Origin of the sequence: Nonomuraea sp. NPDC048892, from assembly GCF_040649735.1 — a bacterium.
Lineage (GTDB): Bacteria > Actinomycetota > Actinomycetes > Streptosporangiales > Streptosporangiaceae > Nonomuraea > Nonomuraea maheshkhaliensis.
In genome coordinates this window covers 12,430-30,192 of the sequence record NZ_JBEZFZ010000017.1, presented here as the reverse complement: position 1 = coordinate 30,192, position 17,763 = coordinate 12,430, and the positions used below count along the sequence as shown (strand labels likewise).

The following is a 17,763-nucleotide window of genomic DNA, read 5'->3' as shown; positions in this document are numbered from 1 at the left end:
TTCACTCCTAGGCTCGGTGTGGTTCGAGGGCAGCATGACGTGAGCGGCGGGCCGATCCCGGCTTCGATGCCCGTCCCTGATGAGCTCTTTACCTGACGCGGAATCCGCTACGTTGTGCAAGTCATCGAGCACGAACAGTAGGGGGAGCGGTGCTCAGAGACGTCCACGACGGCGACCTGCCGGTCATGCTCCGCTGGCGCAACCACCCGCGCGTGCGCGCCGCCAGCTTCACCACCCACGAGATCACCGAGGACGAGCACGCCCGCTGGTGGGCGGCCGTCCGCTCCGACCCGGCCAGGCGGGTGCTGGTCTACGACCACGAGCGGGCCCCCGCCGGGGTGGTGACCTACTCGGACGTGGCGGACGGGAGCGCGTACTGGGGCTACTACCTCGACTTCGACGGCCTCGACCGGGCGGGCGCGCTGCTGCCGGCCTGGATCGGGCTGGAGCGGGCGGCCGTCGAGCACGCCTTCGGGCCACTCGGGGTGAGCACGCTGCGCGGCGAGGTGCTGGCCGGCAACGAGCCGGTCATGCGGCTGCACAGGCGCTTCGGGTTCGTCGAGGTGGGGGCGTACCGGAGGAGCGTGGACGGGGTGCCGCGCCAGGTCGTGCGGATCGAGCTGAGAAGGGACCACACATGATCACCATCGGGGGACGCACGATCGGGCCGGGCCATCCGCCGTACGTCGTCGCGGAGCTGTCCGGCAACCACAACGGCAGCCTGGAGCGGGCCCTGGCCATCGTGGACGCGGTGGCCGAGGCCGGGGCGCACGCGCTGAAGCTGCAGACCTACCGGCCCGACACGCTGACCATCGACTGCGACGGGCCCGCGTTCCGGCTGGGCGAGGAGCACGAGCTGTGGGGCGGGGAGAACCTCTACCGGCTCTTCGAACGGGCCCACACGCCGTGGGAGTGGCACCAGCCGATCTTCGAGCGGGCGCGTGAGCGGGGGCTGGCCGCGTTCTCGGCGCCCTTCGACCCGACGGCGGTCGAGCTGCTGGAGAAGCTGGGAGTGCCGGCGTACAAGATCGCCTCGTCCGAGATCGTGGACCTGCCGCTGATCCGGCTCGCGGCGGCCACCGGCAAGCCGCTGATCATCTCCACGGGGATGGCCTCGGCCGCCGAGATCGACGCCGCGGTGTCGGCCGCCCGCGCGGCCGGCTGCACGCAGCTCGCCGTGCTGTCGTGCACCGCCTCCTACCCCGCCGACCCCGCCGAGAGCAACCTGCGCTCGCTGCCGCTGCTGGCCGCGCTGACGGGCGAGGTCGTGGGCCTGTCCGACCACACGCCGGGGCTCGGGGCCGCGCTGGCCGCGGTGGGGCTGGGCGCCTGCCTGATCGAGAAGCACGTCACCATGGCGCGGGCGGACGGCGGGGTGGACTCCGCGTTCTCGCTGGAGCCGGCCGAGCTGGCGGCGCTGGTGGTGGAGAGCGAGCGGGCCTGGCGGTCGCTGGGCGAGGCCGCGATCGGGCCGCGGCCGTCGGAGCGTGAGGGGCTGCGCTTCCGGCGTTCCCTGTACGTGGTGCGTGACGTGCGGGCGGGCGAGCAGGTCAGCCCCGACAACGTGCGCTCGATCCGGCCCGCGGGCGGCCTGCCGCCGGACGCGGCCGAGCAGGTGATGGGCCGCCGCTTCACCCGCGACGTCCCCTTCGGCACACCGCTGTCCTGGGACCTCATCTAGCCGGACGCTCGCGCCGACCGGGCCCGCTCGCGCGGGGAGCTGTGTGTCAGCGGGGTGCGAGGAGGGCGTCGGCGACGCGTTCGCGGCCTCTGCCGTCCACGAGGCCGCGGCCGCGCCGGCCGTGCTCCTCGCGGGCGGCGGGGTCGGCGAGCAGGCCGGCCAGCACACCGACCGCCTCGGGTCCCGGTTCGGGGCCGAGTCCGGCGGCCACTCCCCTGCCGACCAGCTCCTCGTACCCGATGAGCTGGTTGCCGGCCACCCAGGTCAGCGCGGTGGGGACGCCGAGGTGGAGCAGCTCCCAGACGGCCGAGCCGGCCGCGGTGAGCACGAGGTCGGCGCCGGCCATCAGCTCGGGCAGCCGGTCCGTCGGCGCGATCACCTCGATCGGCCCGCCTCCTCCTGAATGCCCGGCCTCGAACGGCACCGGGCTGACGACCGTGCCCGCGAAGGGCCGCCCGGTCGCCATGAGCGCCCGCGTCCAGGCCGGGGCGACGCCGGCGCTGTCGGTGCCGCCGAAGAAACACAGCACACGCGGCACCCGGCCTCGGCGCGGGGCCGGGCGCTCATCCCGCCTGAGCCGCCGCACGCTGTCGCGCAGCAGCACATAACGCGCGCCCGCCAGCCGCTCGGCGCCGGCGGCGGGGACGACCAAGGGGGTGGGGAAGGGGCGGTGCTCGGCGCCGAGGTTCTGGTCGAGGTAAAGGTCGGCCTCCTGGCCCAGCGGGTCGCCGTCCACGATGGCCAGCACCCTGACGCCGGCCTCCCTGAGCACGGCACCGGTCTTCTCCGGCAGCACGTACGAGTCGAGCACCACGGCGTCCAGCCCAAGACCGGTCACCAGCGCGGCCTGCTCGGCGGGCTCGCGCGGAGCCGGGACCAGCAGCAGGCCACGCTCACGAAGCTGGGCCCGTGCCCACGCCGACCCTCGTACCTCGCCGAGGAAGACCACCTCGACGCCCCTGGCGCACAGCTCCTCCGCCAGCGCCACGCATCGCACCAGATGCCCGGCCCCGCTCTCGGCCCCGGCGTCGCAGCGCAGCCCCACCCGTCGCACCGTGCCGGCCGTCACGCGTCCTGCAGCGCCTTCTGGCGTACGTGGGCGTTGAGCCCGCGCACGTCCGGCCGTTCGCGCAGCCAGTTCACCAGCGTCCTGACCGGCACGCACCGGTCGCCCAGCTCGGCCGCCACCGCGGAGATGAGCCGCCAGTCGTCCTCGGTGTCGAGCGTGACCCGCAGGTCGTCGCCGGCCGGGCGGTAGGCCAGCCCGAGCAGCCGCGCGTCACCGGGGTGCTCGTAGATGTAGGAGGTCACGTGGGTGCGGTGGAAGCCGGTGGCCTCCTCGTGCGCCCTGGCCAGGGCGGCCCGGCCGGCGATCTCGACGTCGAGCCCGCGCGGCAGCGTACGCGCCAGGCTCGTGCTCAGGTAGTCGAGCCCGGGAACGGCGCGGAAGACCAGCGCGGCCTCCCTGATCACGGCGGGGTCGAGCATCGGGCAGTCGGCCGTGAACCGCATGACCGCGTCCCAGCGCCGCCCCTCCAGCGCCCCCACGAACCGGGTCAGCACGTCGTCCACGGGCCCCCGGTGACAGGCCACGCCGAGCCGGCCGCACTCGGCGGCCACCGCGTCGTCGCCTGGCTCGGACGTGGTGGCCACGACGAGGTCGTCGAGCGCGCCCGCCTCGCGGGCGGCCCTGACCACCCAGCCGAGGACGGAGCGGCCCTCCAGGTCCCGTAGCACCTTTCCCGGCAGACGGGTTGAGCCCATCCGAGCCTGAACCATTCCGACAATCCGCACCGAAGCCCCATTCCCCCGGATGACAGCGTGTGACAGGAGGTGCACTTCAGTCACATGCACAGGACTCACTGTGAGTCACCGAACGATCGCGCTATGCTACCGCCTGCCACGACGACGACAGCGCGTAAGCGCGATTTCAGGGGGCCACGTGAGCATTCTCAGTGGATCGTCGATTCTGATCACCGGAGGCACGGGGTCCTTCGGCAAGGCATTCATCCGTCACGCGCTCGACTCGCTCGGGGTCCGCCGCCTGGTGGTCTTCTCCCGCGACGAGCTCAAGCAGTACGAGACCAGGCAGCTGTTCGCCGACGACGAGCGGCTGCGCTGGTTCATCGGCGACGTCCGCGACCGCGACCGCCTGACCAGGGCCATGCACGGCATCGAATACGTGGTCCACGCCGCGGCGCTCAAGCAGGTCGACACCGCCGAGTACAACCCGTTCGAGTACGTCCGCACCAACGTCGCCGGCTCCCAGAACGTCGTGGAGGCCGCGATCGACTCCGGCGCGCGCAAGGTCGTCGCGCTCTCCACCGACAAGGCCTCCAGCCCGATCAACCTCTACGGCGCCACGAAGCTGGTCGCCGACAAGCTGTTCGTCTCGGCCAACCACTACGCCGCCGCCCACGAGACCCGCTTCTCCGTGGTCCGCTACGGCAACGTCGTCGGCAGCAGGGGCTCGGTCATCCCCCTGTTCCAGCGGCTGGCCGAGCAGGGCGGCAGTCTGCCGATCACCGACAAGCGCATGACCAGGTTCTGGATCACGCTGGAGCAGGCGGTCAGGTTCGTGGTCGACTCCTTCGACCTCATGCAGGGCGGCGAGCTGTACGTGCCGCGCATCCCCAGCATGCGCATCACCGACCTGGCCGAGGCCCTGGCCCCCGACAGCCCGATCTACGAGATCGGCGTGCGGCCGGGCGAGAAGCTGCACGAGGAGATGATCGGCGCCGACGACGGCCGCAGGGCGCTGCGGCTGTCCGACCGGTACGTGGTCCAGCCCACGATCGCGACCTGGGGCTACACGCCGCCGCAGACCGGCGAGCAGTTGCCCGAGGGCTTCGCCTACCGCTCCGACAGCAACGAGCACTGGCTGTCGGTCGAGGACCTGCGCGCCATGGTGGCCGGCTGATGCTGCCCTACGGACGGCAGTCGATCGCCGAGTCCGACGTGGCGGCGGTCGCCGAGGTGCTGCGCGGCGACTGGCTGACCACGGGGCCCGCCGTCGGCCGGTTCGAGGCGGAGCTGGCCCGGTGGACGGGCGGCGTGCCCTGCGTAGCGGTCACGTCGGGTACTGCGGCGCTGCACGTCGCGTACGTGGCCGCCGGGGTCGGGCCGGGCGACGAGGTGGTCACCTCGCCGCTGACGTTCGTCGCCACCGCGGCCACGGCCGCGCTGCTGGGCGCGCGGGTGGTCTTCGCCGACGTGCAGCCCGACACCGGCAACCTCGACCCCGACGCCGCCGCCGCGCTGGTCACCTGCCGGACGCGGGCGGTCACGGCGGTCGACTACGCGGGCCACCCGGCCGACTACGACGAGCTGCGCACGGTGACCGAGCGGTTCGGGGCGGTGCTGGTGGGCGACTCGGCGCACTCGATCGGGTCGGCGTACAAGGATCGGCCGGTGGGGGCCCTGGCGGATCTGACCACGTTCTCCTTCTTCCCGACGAAGACCGTGACGACGGCCGAGGGCGGGGCCGTGGCGGCGAGCGACCCGGAGCGCTTCCAGCGCGCCGCCGCGTTCAGGAACCACGGGCTGGTCAGGGAGCCGTCCGAGCAGCGTGAACCCGACGAGGGCGGCTGGCACCAGGAGGTGCACGCGTTCGGGCTCAACTACCGGCTGCCCGACGTGCTGTGCGCGCTCGGCCTCAGCCAGCTGCGGCGGCTCGACCGCTTCCGCGCGCGGCGCGCCGAGCTGGTCGCCCGGTACAACACGCTGCTGCGCGACGTGCCGGGGCTGACGCTGCCGGCCCAGCGCGCGTACGTGCGGCCGAGCTGGCACCTCTACCCCGTCAGGGTGCACGACGGGCGGCGGCGCGAGGTGTACGAGCGCATGCGCGCCTCCGGGATCGGCGTGCAGGTCAACTACCTGCCGGCGTACCGGCATCCGGTGTTCGCGGATCTCGGCTACCGGCGCGGCCTGTGCCCGCGGGCCGAGGCGTACTACGCCGAGCAGCTGTCGCTGCCGCTCTTCCCCGACCTGACGGACGCGCAGCAGGACCGCGTCGTGGAGACGCTGGCGGGCATCCTGTCCTGAGTTCGCGCGATCAGCGCTCGACCAACAGCAGGCAGCCGTCCTCGCCCCGGTCGATCTGGAAGCTCCGCCCGGCGACCGTGACCCGCGCGCGCGGCCGCGTACGGACCAGGGGCCGCTGCGCCCGCCCCTGGTCGATCAGCACCTCCCACCACGACTCGTGGCCGACGCGCTCGTCGATGCCGGCCAGGGGCACGCGAGCGTGGAAGTCCTGGCCGTCCAGCTCGACGGGGAAGTACATCTCCTCGCCGTCGTTCCTGCGCCGCAGCCGCAGCACCGGCTCGCCGTCGCCGGTGTCGGTCATCACCCCCGACAGCAGCAGGTCGCCGTCGTCCACCCGGCAGTCGCCGACGGTCATCGACGCCGTACGGACGCGCAGGCACCAGGCCCCCCGCGACGTGCGTACGGGCACCAGCCACACCCCCGACCTGCGCCGGGGCAGCGGGATCGGCGGCGGCAGCCAGCGCGGCCCGGCCACCTTGCCGTCCAGCCGCAGCCCCTGCCCCCTGAGCTGCACGCACAGGTCCCACAGGCCGTGCCTGGCCAGCCGGGCCCGCGACATCGCGCCGGGGTCGAGGGCGAACCTGAACGGGAACGCGTGCTCGGGCAGCCGGCCGCCCTCCTCGTCCTCGACGCTCTCCCAGGTGGGGGCGCTCTCCTCGTCGGACAGCAGCATGACGTCGCCGGTGCCGCGTTCCTCCAGCCAGATCCGCACCCGCACCCGGCGCAGCCCGCCCACGTCGAACCTGCCGACGGCCACCCGGCCCGCGCCGCGCAGCACGCCGTCGCGCCAGTCGAGGCTCACCAGCCTGGCCTGCAGGCCCAGCTCGCCGGAGATCTCGGACAGGTGGCCCGGCAGCGACGGGTGCCGGCCGTACCAGCGCTTGCGCAACATGCCCGCCGAGCCGACCTTGGGCCACAGGTGGCCGTCCCTGGCCTGGGCGAAGACGGCGGCCAGCTCGTCGAGGCGGCGCCGGTGCAGCAGGTGGACCAGGAGTCGGTGCTCGAACGGGATGCTCCGCCAGGCTTCCGGCGACACGCCGTCGAGGTAGCGGACGGCCAGGTCGAGCAGGTCGTCGTCGGCCGCCGCGCCGGCGGCCGCCATCGCCTCCACCGCCACGCCCATGTCGATGTCGAGCGTGTCGCGGTCGAAGTCGTCCTTGAGCCGCGGCGCCGCGGCGGCCAGCAGGTCGGCGGTCTGGAGCACCGACAGCAGGCGGTCGCGCAGGTTGCCCGGCTCCAGGCGGCGCTGGGTGATCGAGGAGGCGGGCTCGTCGCGCTGCCGCCAGTGGTAGACGACCCTGGCCAGCACGTCCACGGACTTGGCGCCGACGTGGGCCGCCATGGCGACCGGCTGGTCCTCGTACATGCGCTCGGGGAAGCTCAGCCCGAGGCGGTCCCAGAAGGAGCGGCGGTAGACCTTGTTCCACAACATGCGGTCGCGGATCAGCAGCGGGTGGCGGGTGATGTGGGTGCGCCTGAGCGGCTTGGCGAACGCCTCGCGGTGCGCCCACGACGGGATGAGCAGGTTGTGGTAGAGGCGCATGACGTTGCCGCAGGCCAGGTCGGAGCCGGTGTCCTCCAGCGTGGACACCATGCGCTTGAACGCGTCGGCCGGGACGGTGTCGTCACCGTCCACGAACGCGAGGTAGTCGCCGCCCGCGTGGCGCACCCCGACGTTGCGGGCGTGGCCGACGCCGTGGTTGTCCTGGCGGACGAGGGTGATCCGCGGGTCGGCCGCGCGCCTGGACGCCACCACGTCCGCGCTCCCGTCGGCGCTGCCGTCGTCCACGCAGATCACCTCCACCTCCTCCCCCAGCGTCTGCGCGGCGATGGAGTCGAGGCAGGGTCCGATGTACTTCTCGACATTGTGGAACGGGACGATCACCGAAAGAACCGGCACGGGCACTCCTCATCGTTGGCTCAGCCGGACAGCAGGCGTATGACGCGGCGGGCGACCTTGCGGGGACGGGCCAGGCGGCGGGAGAGGCGGTATCCGAGCGTTCTGCGATAGGCAGTGGCCTTGCGCTGGGTCCTGCGCAGCTTCGCCTTAGCCCTGACCAGCTCGCGCTCGCGGTAGGAGAGCTTGGTCTCCAGCCGGGCGATCCTGGCCAGCGCGGCGGTGAGCTGGTCGGCCAGGCGGTCGCGCGCGGCCAGCAGGTCGCGGTAGGCCGGGGCGTCCTCGGCCAGCTCGGCGGGCCGGCCGAGCTCGGCGTCCAGCTTGCGGGCCAGGTCGAGGTCACCGGGGTCGCAGGTGTGTCCTGCCATGCCGCACAGGGTCAGCGTGAGCTGGTCGGCCTCCAGCGGCCACGGCCACGGGTGGTGGTGACCGGCGGCCAGCAGCCTGACCGCGAAGCGCCACAGGATGCGGCAGAGCACGACGTGCGGCTCGGGCGGCGTGGACGGGGCCGCCGGCGGGTTGACGGCGGCGAACCGCTCCCCGTCGTGGACCAGGCTGTCGGCCGCCGCCGACACCTCGCCGCCCGCCTCCAGCCACGCGGCCAGCTCGGACAGCAGCTCGCGGATGGTCCTGACGTCCTCGCGGGCGCACGCCTCGACCAGCAGCTCCTCCACCACGCGGCCCGCGGGGACCGGCCGCTCCTCGCCGCCGGGCAGCCGGCGGGTACCCGTGGGAGTGAGCTCGTACAGGGCCTGGCCGTCCTCGATGAGGCCGAGCGGCAGCTCCACCGCCCTGGACGCGCTCGCGGCGCGCGGCGGCCTGGTGGCCACGGCCAGCCAGAGCGGCGCCAGCTCCTCGCCCAGCCGGTGCCGGAACACCAGCCGCGTCACCCGCAGCGGGTCGGCGACCAGCATCCGGTCACCGTCTCCCGCGCTCAGCGCGAACGTCAGCGCCTCGGGCAGGTCGAAGCCCAGCGCCTCCCTGGACAGCAGCGACCTGGGCGCCCGCCGGTCGGGGAAGGCCGCGTAGCAGCGCTGCACGCTCAGCCCGGCCGACTCCAGCCCCACGTCCAGCGCCCCCGGCCCGCCGGGGTAACTGGGGTCGAAGCCGTGGGGGGCCCACTGGTCGTCGGCGCACTCGCGGCCGGTCGGCCTGGCCTCGACGAACCGGTCCACGCCCAGGTCGTTGTGCACGCCGAGGACCAGCCGCCCGCCGGGCGCGACCAGGTCGGCCAGCGCGCCGAGCGACTCGTCCCATGCGGCGGCGGGCGCCTCGGCCGAGTGCGTGCGCAGCAGCCCGTCGAGGGCCACCACCAGCTCGTACGGCTCCTCCGCCGCGAGCAGCTCCAGCCGCCCGCAGTGGACGGTGAGCTCCGGATGCCGTTCGGCCAGGGCGCAGGCGTCGGGGTAGGAGCGCAGCAGCACGTCGGCCGACGGCGCCCGCGCGACCACGTCGTCCACGAGCGCCTGCGGATGCGGCCCGACCAGCAGCACCCTGCCGTCGTCCGGCATCACCCGCCCGAGCAGGTCCAATGCCGCGCCGCGCCAGTCCACCACGCCGCCCAGGCCGGACATGTCCGACCAGAGGAGCATCTCCCCGCCGATCAGCCGCACGTTGTCAGGTGTCTCGTTGGTGTTCACGCGGTGCGCTCCCGCTTCCATCCGAACATGCGCCGTAGCTCCTCCGGTGTCGCCTGATACTCGAATCCCAGCTCCCGCCGGGCCACCTCGGCCGCCAGCTCCCGATCGACGTCGGTGCCGTGCAGCTCCGGCCACAGCCGCAGGCGGCGCGCGGTGCCGCCGTATTCGGGCCGCTCGTCCTCGTACTGCATCGGGTCTCCGTAGACGGCCACGTCGCATCCCACCGAGGCGCCGTAGAACAGCGCGCTGCCGAGCCGGTTGGAGGCCACCCTGCGGTGGCCGCGCAACTCGATCAGCTGCTTGCGCAGGAAGTCGCGGCCCTTGGCCTCCCAGCGGGACCCGCGATCGCCATGACAGATGACCCGGAACCCCCTCGATCCATACGCTTGTCGAATGTCCGGATTTGCGTATTCCAACCAATAAAGGCAGATGGTGACCGGACCAGTCTCGACATTTCGTATCTCGTCGGCCAGCCGGGCGTGGTCACCGCTGACGGAATACTTTTCCCACCCATGAAAGGGATACCAGATCGTGCCCTCGCGATCCGGCCGGACGCCCAGCTCGGGTTCGAGGTCAAGAAGGTAAATCCAGGGCGCGCCGATCAGGTAGTGACCGCGCCGGCCCATCGACCAACCCCTGCGGCGCAGCACGTCCGACCAGATGAAACGGGGATAACCCGGGCTGCACCAGTGGTCGTTGGGCGGGAATCCGTGCAGATAGTTCCATCCGTGCTGGAGGAAACCTTGAATGCGCTTTGGCGTATCCTCGGGGAGGCCGCAGTATCTGCCGAGTATGCGGGAGTGCCCGTACCAGTGATTGGATTCGTCCATCATTCCCCCTGTACGGTTGCCGTGTCCCACCCGACATTCCCAGCACCCATCACGGGTCACGCCTCGTTATACGCTTCCATTACCCAGGCCGGGGTCTTGGTTTTTCTTCCCGAACAATTGCGGCTACACTTCGTCGTGGCTTGAGGACAGAGAGTGAGTGATCATGAGTCATCTCGATCGCCTGCGGGCCGTGTTCCGCATGGCGCTCAACCTGCCGCCCGACGCCGACGTCGACGACCTCCGATACCGGGCCATCCCGCAGTGGGACTCCCTGGCGCACATGGCGTTGGTCGCCGCGATGGAGGACGAGTTCTCCGTCATGATCGACACTGACGAGATGATCGACATGAGCTCGTTCGCGCTGGCGGCCGAGCTGCTCGAGAAGCACGGCGTCGGTGCGCCCGCCCGCTGAGCCCCGCCCGGCGGGCGCCGCCGGCCCCGCCGAGTGCTGCGCGGGCGGCCCCGGCGGGTGCTGCGCGGGCGGCTCGGTGGAGCGCAGGGTCGCTCTCGTCACCGGCTCGACGAGGGGCATCGGCCGGGCCGTCGCCCGCGCCCTGGCCGCGGCTCATCACACGGTCGTGCTGCACGGCCGCGACGAGGAGCGCGCCGCAAAGGCGGCGGCCGAGGTCGCGGCCGAGACCGGCGGCGCCACCGACCACGCCCACGGCGACGTGGCCGACGCCGGGCGGCTCGCCGACATGATGCGGCGGATCCACCAGCGCCACGGCCGTCTCGACACCCTCGTGGTCAACGCCGGCGTGCACGCCGGCGGCCTGCTCGGCCTCACGAGCCGCGACACGATCAGCCACCTGTTCGAGGTCAACGCCGTCGGCGCGATCCACACCCTGCAAGCCGCGCTGAAGCTGCTGCGCAGGGGTGCGGCTCCCGCCGTGGTGCTGGTCTCCTCGGTGATGGGCCGCGCGGGCGGCCCCGGCCAGGCGGTCTACTCGGCGAGCAAGGCCGCGCTGCTCGGCCTCACCCTGGCCGCGGCCAAGGAGCTCGGCCCCGCAGGGGTCAGGGTCAACGCCGTGGCCCCCGGCTACATCGAGACCGATCTGCTCGCCACGCTCGACGACGAAGGCCGGGCCGGGGTCGTCGCGGCCACCCCGCTCGGCCGCCTCGGCAGCCCCGCCGACGTCGCCGGCGCCGTGGCGTTCCTGGTCTCGCCGGCCGCCGCGTTCATCACCGGCCAGGTGCTCGGCGTGGACGGCGGGCTGGTGCCATGATGTTCCCCCACCCGCGCGCCCGGCTCATCGCCGCGGGAGACGCGAAGGGCCTGGAGGGCGACGACCTGGCCCGCTACGTCAAGCGCTCGGCGGAAAACCTCGACGGGCTGCGGCCAGGGCCGCTGTTCTGCGCCATGCGCAACACCCTGGCCTCGGTGTTCTGCTACCTCGGTGCCTGGCATTCCGGCCGGCCGATCGCGCTGCTCGACCCCGACCTGCCCACCGCCACGCTGGCCGACCTGGCCGAGCGGTTCAGGCCGGCCGCGCTGCTCGGGTTCACCAACCCGCTCGACGGCCCGCCGCCGCCACGCGGCGACCTGCCCGAGCCCCATCCCGACCTGGGCCTGCTCCTGGCCACCTCGGGCTCGACCGGCAACCCCAGGCTCGTCCGCCTGTCCCGCCAAGCGGTCCTGGCCAACGCCGCCGCCATCGCCTCGACGCTGTCCATCGGGCCCGACGTGATCTCGCCCACGAGCCTGCCGCTGCACTACAGCTACGGGCTGTCCGTGCTCAACAGCCACCTCATCTCCGGCGCGACCGTGGTGCTGACGGAGGCGGGGCTGCTGGAGCGCTCGTTCTGGGCCGACTTCTCCGCCCACGGCTGCACGTCGCTGGCCGCGGTCCCGTACCAGTACACGATGATGCGCCGGATGCGCTTCGACCGCGAGCGCTATCCCGCCCTCACCACGCTCACCCAGGCCGGCGGGCGGCTCGCCCCCGAGCTGATCAGGGAGTTCGCCGGCCAGGTCGACCGGTTCTACGTGATGTACGGCCAGACCGAGGCCACCGCCCGCATGGCCGTCCTGCCGCCCGAGCGGCTGGCCGACAAGCTCGGCTCGGCCGGGCTAGCGCTGCCCGGCGGGCGGCTGGAGGCCGACGACGACGGCGAGATCCTCTACCACGGGCCCAACGTCATGATGGGCTACGCCGACACCGCCGACGACCTGGCCAGGGGCGACGACCTGGGCGGGGTGCTGCGCACGGGCGACCTGGGGCGGGTCGACCCCGACGGGTTCCTGCACATCACCGGCCGGCTCAAGCGGATGGCCAAGATCTTCGGCATCCGGGTCAACCTCGACGACGTCGAGCGCATGCTGCGCGGCTCGGGCCCGGTGGCGGTCACCGCCGGCGACGACCGGGTGACCATCTGGACCGAGACGCTCGACCCGCCCGCGCGCGTGCTCATGGCCCGGCGGCTGGCCGCCGAGCTGCGGCTGCACTGGAGCGGGTTCGAGGTCAACCACATCGACCGGCTGCCGCTGCTGGCGTCCGGCAAGATCGACTACCGCACCCTGGAGTCACTCGCATGAGCGGGCGTCCCGCGCGATGAGCGTGTTCACCCTGGCCGGCCCCGAGCGGGACGCCGCGCTGCTGCCCCGGCTGGCGGAGCTGACCGAGCGGCACCGCGAGGCGTGCCCGCCCTACCGCCGCATCCTCGACGCGATCGGCTCGGCGCCCCCCTACGAGCGGGTGGCCGACCTGCCGTGGCTGCCGGTGCGGCTGTTCAAGACCCACGAGCTGCGCAGCGTACCCGAGGACCAGGTATTCCGGGTGCTGACCTCCAGCGGCACCACCGGCCAGCGGCCCAGCCGCATCTACCTCGACAAGGAGGCCGCCGCCGCGCAGACCCGCATGCTGGCCGCCACCGTGCGGGCCGTGCTGGGCGAGCGGCGGCTGCCGATGCTGATCGTCGACACCCGCTCCGTGGTGCGCGACCCCACGTTGAGCGCCAGGGGCGCGGGCGTGCTCGGCATGATGAACTTCGGCCGCGACCACACGTTCGTGCTCGACGAGCAGGGCGGGGTGGACGCCGAGGCGGTCACGTCCTTCCTGCGGCGTCACGGCGGCGAGCCGTTCCTGATCTTCGGCTTCACCTACATGGTCTGGCTCCACCTGCTCGGCCTGGGCTGCGACCTGTCGCAGGGGGTGCTCATCCACTCGGGCGGCTGGAAGCGGCTGGCCGAGCAGGCGGTCGGCAACGCCGAGTTCCGGCGGCGGCTGGCGGCCGAGTGCGGGCTGAGCAGGGTGCACAACTTCTACGGCATGGTCGAGCAGATCGGCACCGTCTTCCTCGAAGGCCCCGACGGCGACGGGCTCTACTGCCCCGACTTCGCCGACGTGGTCATCCGCGACCCCGAGACCTGGCAGGAGGCCGCTGACGGGGTGCCTGGGCTGATCGAGGTGGTCAGTACGCTGCCCACGTCCTATCCGGGTCACGTGCTGCTGACCGAGGACATGGGCGTGGTGCGCGGGGTCGACGACGGCAGCTGGCCGGGCAAACGCTTCGAGGTCCTCGGCCGGTTGCCGCGGGCCGAGGCGCGCGGCTGCAGCGACACCCTTGGGCAGGGCTGATGCCGGACAACAGCACCGCACTCGACGTCCCCGTGGTGGACGTCAGGTTCCCCGCCGCCGGCACCGTGCCGGTTGAAGAGCTGCTCGCCGGGCTCGACGGCAGCCTCCGCGTGGGTGACGAGCGGGTCAGGGAGTTCCTCGCGGCCTTCGGCCGGCGGCTGCTGCGGCCCGCGCTCGCGCGGCGCCATCCCGAGCTGGGCTCGCTGGGCTTCTTCCTGCGGCCGAGCGAGCTGGCCCGCACGGTCGAGGGCCTGGGCAGCCAGCACGTACGCGTCCCGCGCGGCCTGATCTTCCACGTCCCGCCGGCCAACGTCGACACGGTCTTCGTCTACTCGTGGGCCCTGTCGGCGCTGATGGGCAACCGCAACGTCGTGCGGCTGTCACCCCGTTCCGGCGTGGTCGCCGAGACGATCCTGGAGACGCTGCACGAGTCGCTGGCCGACGCCGACCCCGCCGTCGCGGCCACGCAGCGCGTCGTCTCCTACGACCGCTCCGACGCCGTCACGGCCGCGCTGTCGGCCGCCTGCGACCTGCGGGTGGTGTGGGGCGGCGACCGCAGCGTGAGCGAGCTCCGCCGCCACGCCCTGGCCCCCCACGCCCGCGACCTCACCTTCCCCGACCGCTCCTCCTTCGCCGTGATCCGGGCGGCGGCGTGGCTGTGCGCGCCCAGGGCGGCGCGGGTGACGGTCGCCGAGGGGTTCGTCAACGACACCTACTGGTTCGACCAGGCCGCCTGCTCCTCGCCCAGGACCGTGTTCTGGGTGGGCGCGCAGGGCGACTGCGACACGGCTCGGGCCGACTTCACCGACCACGTCTCTCGGGTGGTGACCGTACGCGGGTGGGGCGTCGACGCGGCCATGGCCGTGGAGAAGCGGGTCTCCACCTACGGGCTGGCCGCCGACGGGCTGGCCGAGGGCGTGGAGTTCCGGGGCAACGCGCTGGCCTGCGTCTGCCTGTCGGCCGCCGCCGCGGCGCCGCGCCGGTGGCTGGGCGCAGGCACGTTCGCGTACGCCAGGCTGGAGACCCTGGGCGAGCTGGCGGAGCTGGTCGAACGGCGTGACCAGACGATGACCCACTTCGGGTTCGGCCAGGCCGAGCTGGAGGAGCTGGCCATGGGGCTGGCCGGGCGCGGGGTCGACCGCATGGTGCCGGTGGGCAGCGCGCTGAGCTTCCACCGGGTGTGGGACGGTGTCGACCTGCCGGCCGAGTTCACGCGTCTGGTGACCGTGATCAGATGACACCGGCTCCACCCCGGCGCCGGCTCGTCCACCTGGCCCGCGGGCGCGCCCCCCGCCTGGGGTGGCCATCGGCCGCTCTGCTGCGCTTCCGGGGGCGGGGTCTCTTGCGTTTTCCGGGCCTGGGTCGGGTGCCGGCGGCTTTTGCACGCTTTCGCGGGTTCCGTTCGGGATGGACGCCGGCCTTCCTCGTGTGCTGCGGGGCGCTGGCCGTGTTCCTGTGGTGCGGGGTCTCCGCGCGCGACCTGGCGTTCTTCACCGCCTATCTGGGGGCAGGGGTGCTGCTGCCCGGCACGCTGCTGTGGCGGGCGCTGACCGGGGGCGGCCGGTCCCTGGCCGAGGAGCTGGCGGCGGGGCTGGCGCTGGGGTACGCGGTCGAGGTGCTGGCCTACATCCCGGCCAGGGCGGTGGGGGTGCCGCTGCTCGTGCTGGGTGCGCCGGTCGCGGTCCTGTGCGCGTTCACCTGCGTGCCCCGGCTGAGGCGGCACTGGTGGGCCCGCCACGCGACCGGACGGCACTCGACCGGAGCCTTCCCGCCCGCACGGCCCCCGTCGGAGCCGCCTTCGTCCGGACGGCACGCGCCCGAGCCGTCCACGTCCAGGCGGCACTCATCCGAGCCGGATGCATCCGAGCAGTACCCATCCGAGCCGTCTGCGACCGGGCAGCACCCATACGGGCCGACATCGTCCGAACGGCATCCATCCGGGCCGTCTACGACCGAGCGGCACCGATCCGCGCCGCCATCGTCCGGGCGACCCTACGCGCGACGGCACTCGTCTCGGCCGTTCCCCGGGAGGCGGCGTGGGCAGGGGGGCGGGCACGGGGTGCGGGAGCGGGTGCCGGGGTGGTGTGCGTGGGTGCTGGCGGGGATCGTGGCCTATCTGGTCGGGTGGAGCGCGTTGTTCCTGTACCGGGTCCCGGTGGCGGCCGCGTATGTGGACATGCCGTACCACCTGGCCCTGGTCGGCGAGGCCAAGCATCACTTTCCGCTCACCATGCCGTCTGTGCTGGGCGAAGGGCTGTCCTATCACTGGTTCGTCCACGCCGAGATGGCCGCCACCAGCTGGGTGACCGGGATCGAGCCAGTGACGCTGGTCTACCGGCTGTCCACGCTGCCGATGGCCGCGGCGACGGTCGTGCTGGTGGCGGCGATCGGGCGGCGGCTGGGCGGGCGGTGGGGAGCGGGGGTCGCGGCGGCCGGGGTGGCGTACTTCCTGTTCGGGCCCGAGCTGGTGGAGGACGTGAGCTTTCCCACGCGCTCGATGTTCACCGTCTGGGCCAGCCCGACGCAGACGTTCGGCGCGCTGCTGTTCGCGGCCGTGGTGCTGCTGCTGGTCGGCGAGTTCGGCCGGCGGTGGGCGGCGCTGGCGGTGCTGCTCCCCGTCCTGGCCGGCGCCAAGGCCACCTACCTGCCGATGCTGCTGGCGGCCCTGCTGCTCGTCCTGGCGGTGCGGGCGGTGCCTGCATGTGCGCGAGACGGCAGGGGTGCTGGGCGTTCGGGCGGAGGTCGGTGGGCGGCCAGGCGTGCGGGTGGCGGGCGGGGCGGGGTCGTGCGGGGGTTGGCGGGGCGGTGGCGGCGGGGGCCGTGGGCGGGGGCGGCGGTGTGGACGCTCGTCTGCCTCCTGTTCGCCCAGTTCGTGCTGTTCGGGCAGGGGGCGCAGGGCACGGTGGTGTCGCCGTTCGCGACGATGCGGGGGCTGTGGGCGCGGCTTGTGGCGCTGTCCGAGCCCGCGACAGCGCTGGCCGAGCCCGCGGCGGCGCTGTCCGCGCCCGCGACGGCGTTGGCCGAGCCCGCGGCGGCGTTGGCCGAGCCCGCGGCGGCGTTGGCCGAGCCCGCGGCGGCGTTGGCCGAGCCCGCGGCGGCGCCGGTTCTGTGGCTTGCCGTGCTGACCGGGGTGCATCTGTTCTGTCTGGCCTGTGTGTGGGGTGGGGTGGCGGGGCTGGGGCGGCGGGTGCTGGAGCCGGCCCTGTTGCTGGTGCTCGGTGTCGGTGCGGCCGGGATCGGCGCGGCCGCGCTGCTCGGTCACCCGGCCGAGTCGCAGCTGTACTTCCTGGAGGCGGCCCGGCCCTACCTGTCGATCGCCGCCGTGTGCGGGGTGCTGGCGGCGCCGCGCCTGCCGTGGATCCGGCTCGCTTGCCTGGCGGCGGCGGCGGGAGCGGTCGCCGCGCTGGTCGCCGCGCCGGCGGCCGGTCTGCTGACAGCGCAGGCGCCGGACGGTTTTCCCGGTGGACGGCTGGGGCTGGTCGTGCTGCCGTACGCGGTGCTGGCGGTGGCGGCGCTGCTGGTGTGGCGGCGCGGGCACGTGCTGGCGGTGGTCGCGGTGCTGGCGGGGTACGCCGTGCCGACCTCCGTACGGGAGGTGGCCGGGCACATCGTGCCGGACGGCGAGAAGCGGGAGCGGCTGATCCCGCCGGGGGCGCGGGCGGCGGGGCGGTGGCTGCGTGAGCACTCCGCGCCCGGCGACGTGGTGGCCACCGATCTGCACTGCCTCCACGACGGGTGGCGGGTGTGCGACAGCAGGCACTTCTGGGTGTCGGGGTTCAGCGAGCGGCGGGTGCTGGTCGAGGGCTGGGCGTACGCGGAGAGCACGCTGTCACGGGCCGGGCTGTTCGCGGGCTCGTACCTCACGGTGCCGTTCGCGGATCAGGCGCGGCTGGCGGCGAACGACGCGGTCTTCCGCGCGCCCACCGCGCAGAACGTGCGACAGCTCGCCGACCGATATGGCGTCACGTGGCTTTTCACCGGGATGAATCCGCGTCCGCAGGAATTCGCCCGGTTGCGGTTTCGCAATGCGTGCTGCTCCATCTATCAAATCCCCTGAGCAAGTAAAAAGATCCTCCCGTTCGCGGAATGGGCC

At 73.3% G+C, this 17,763-nt stretch carries 15 protein-coding genes; 10 read left to right on the top strand and 5 right to left on the bottom strand.

The features are described from left to right. Positions 1-149 precede the first annotated feature (149 nt). Entirely contained in the window at positions 150-641 is a 492-nt protein-coding gene (locus AB0C28_RS39085) for a GNAT family N-acetyltransferase (protein ID WP_358080420.1), read from the top strand. After that, entirely contained in the window at positions 638-1,681 is a 1,044-nt protein-coding gene (gene pseI / locus AB0C28_RS39080) for a pseudaminic acid synthase (RefSeq protein ID WP_357847816.1), read from the top strand. Before AB0C28_RS39085 ends, pseI begins: the two co-directional genes overlap by 4 nt. 46 nt (positions 1,682-1,727) lie before the next feature. On the opposite strand, the gene AB0C28_RS39075 is transcribed toward pseI, so the two are convergent. Continuing rightward, on the bottom strand, positions 1,728-2,750 hold the full coding sequence (locus AB0C28_RS39075) for a hypothetical protein (protein WP_358080419.1): 1,023 nt from the start codon (positions 2,748-2,750) through the stop codon (positions 1,728-1,730). Continuing rightward, complete coding sequence (locus AB0C28_RS39070; RefSeq protein WP_357847820.1) at positions 2,747-3,460, bottom strand: glycosyltransferase family protein; 714 nt, start codon at positions 3,458-3,460, stop codon at positions 2,747-2,749. Before AB0C28_RS39070 ends, AB0C28_RS39075 begins: the two co-directional genes overlap by 4 nt. Before the next feature lie 163 nt (positions 3,461-3,623). Here AB0C28_RS39070 and pseB point away from each other — a divergent pair, with 163 nt between their 5' ends. Both pseB and AB0C28_RS39060 read left to right on the top strand, forming a co-directional pair. Continuing rightward, positions 3,624-4,601, top strand: coding sequence for a UDP-N-acetylglucosamine 4,6-dehydratase (inverting) (gene pseB, locus AB0C28_RS39065; protein WP_357847822.1), 978 nt, complete (start codon positions 3,624-3,626; stop codon positions 4,599-4,601). Beyond that, the gene (locus tag AB0C28_RS39060; RefSeq protein ID WP_357847824.1) at positions 4,601-5,725 is read left to right on the top strand and encodes an aminotransferase class I/II-fold pyridoxal phosphate-dependent enzyme; all 1,125 of its coding nucleotides are present in this window, start codon (positions 4,601-4,603) and stop codon (positions 5,723-5,725) included. The genes pseB and AB0C28_RS39060 overlap by 1 nt, the downstream gene beginning before the upstream one ends. 10 nt (positions 5,726-5,735) lie before the next feature. Here the strand turns inward: AB0C28_RS39060 and AB0C28_RS39055 are convergent, their stop codons facing one another. Genes AB0C28_RS39055 through AB0C28_RS39045 form a run of 3 tightly spaced genes read right to left on the bottom strand, consistent with a single transcriptional unit; the run spans position 5,736 to position 10,095 of the window. Continuing rightward, positions 5,736-7,625 (bottom strand): glycosyltransferase family 2 protein, encoded by a 1,890-nt coding sequence (locus AB0C28_RS39055; RefSeq protein WP_358080418.1) that lies wholly within the window; start codon positions 7,623-7,625, stop codon positions 5,736-5,738. A gap of 20 nt (positions 7,626-7,645) precedes the next feature. Next, on the bottom strand, positions 7,646-9,262 hold the full coding sequence (locus AB0C28_RS39050) for a hypothetical protein (protein WP_357847829.1): 1,617 nt from the start codon (positions 9,260-9,262) through the stop codon (positions 7,646-7,648). After that, complete coding sequence (locus AB0C28_RS39045) at positions 9,259-10,095, bottom strand: hypothetical protein (RefSeq protein ID WP_358080417.1); 837 nt, start codon at positions 10,093-10,095, stop codon at positions 9,259-9,261. Before AB0C28_RS39045 ends, AB0C28_RS39050 begins: the two co-directional genes overlap by 4 nt. A gap of 160 nt (positions 10,096-10,255) precedes the next feature. On the opposite strand from AB0C28_RS39045, the gene AB0C28_RS39040 reads away from it, so the two are divergent. The 6 genes from AB0C28_RS39040 (at position 10,256) to AB0C28_RS39015 (ending at position 17,727) form a co-directional block, all read left to right on the top strand. Beyond that, positions 10,256-10,504 (top strand): acyl carrier protein, encoded by a 249-nt coding sequence (locus AB0C28_RS39040; protein ID WP_346110620.1) that lies wholly within the window; start codon positions 10,256-10,258, stop codon positions 10,502-10,504. Then, entirely contained in the window at positions 10,488-11,318 is an 831-nt protein-coding gene (locus tag AB0C28_RS39035) for an SDR family oxidoreductase (RefSeq protein ID WP_358080416.1), read from the top strand. Before AB0C28_RS39040 ends, AB0C28_RS39035 begins: the two co-directional genes overlap by 17 nt. Beyond that, positions 11,315-12,628: an AMP-binding protein gene (locus AB0C28_RS39030; RefSeq protein WP_346110128.1), complete on the top strand. Its 1,314-nt coding sequence runs from the start codon at positions 11,315-11,317 to the stop codon at positions 12,626-12,628. The genes AB0C28_RS39035 and AB0C28_RS39030 overlap by 4 nt, the downstream gene beginning before the upstream one ends. A 16-nt stretch (positions 12,629-12,644) precedes the next feature. Next, positions 12,645-13,670 carry an acyl-protein synthetase gene (locus AB0C28_RS39025; RefSeq protein ID WP_357847835.1) on the top strand — a complete coding sequence of 342 codons (1,026 nt, stop codon included), beginning with the start codon at positions 12,645-12,647 and terminating at the stop codon, positions 13,668-13,670. Continuing rightward, positions 13,670-14,908 carry an acyl-CoA reductase gene (locus tag AB0C28_RS39020; RefSeq protein ID WP_358080415.1) on the top strand — a complete coding sequence of 413 codons (1,239 nt, stop codon included), beginning with the start codon at positions 13,670-13,672 and terminating at the stop codon, positions 14,906-14,908. The genes AB0C28_RS39025 and AB0C28_RS39020 overlap by 1 nt, the downstream gene beginning before the upstream one ends. Before the next feature lie 128 nt (positions 14,909-15,036). Continuing rightward, entirely contained in the window at positions 15,037-17,727 is a 2,691-nt protein-coding gene (locus AB0C28_RS39015) for a hypothetical protein (RefSeq protein ID WP_358080414.1), read from the top strand. Positions 17,728-17,763 lie beyond the last annotated feature (36 nt).

What these genes read in the sequence shown, in the direction of transcription:
- AB0C28_RS39025 (WP_357847835.1), top strand. Translation starts at nt 12,645, where the DNA reads ATGAGCGTGTTCACCCTGGCCGGCCCCGAGCGGGACGCCGCGCTGCTG.
- pseI (WP_357847816.1), top strand. Translation starts at nt 638, where the DNA reads ATGATCACCATCGGGGGACGCACGATCGGGCCGGGCCATCCGCCGTAC.
- AB0C28_RS39020 (WP_358080415.1), top strand. Translation starts at nt 13,670, where the DNA reads ATGCCGGACAACAGCACCGCACTCGACGTCCCCGTGGTGGACGTCAGG.
- AB0C28_RS39040 (WP_346110620.1), top strand. Translation starts at nt 10,256, where the DNA reads ATGAGTCATCTCGATCGCCTGCGGGCCGTGTTCCGCATGGCGCTCAAC.
- AB0C28_RS39030 (WP_346110128.1), top strand. Translation starts at nt 11,315, where the DNA reads ATGATGTTCCCCCACCCGCGCGCCCGGCTCATCGCCGCGGGAGACGCG.
- AB0C28_RS39060 (WP_357847824.1), top strand. Translation starts at nt 4,601, where the DNA reads ATGCTGCCCTACGGACGGCAGTCGATCGCCGAGTCCGACGTGGCGGCG.
- AB0C28_RS39070 (WP_357847820.1), bottom strand. Translation starts at nt 3,460, where the DNA reads ATGGTTCAGGCTCGGATGGGCTCAACCCGTCTGCCGGGAAAGGTGCTA.
- AB0C28_RS39045 (WP_358080417.1), bottom strand. Translation starts at nt 10,095, where the DNA reads ATGATGGACGAATCCAATCACTGGTACGGGCACTCCCGCATACTCGGC.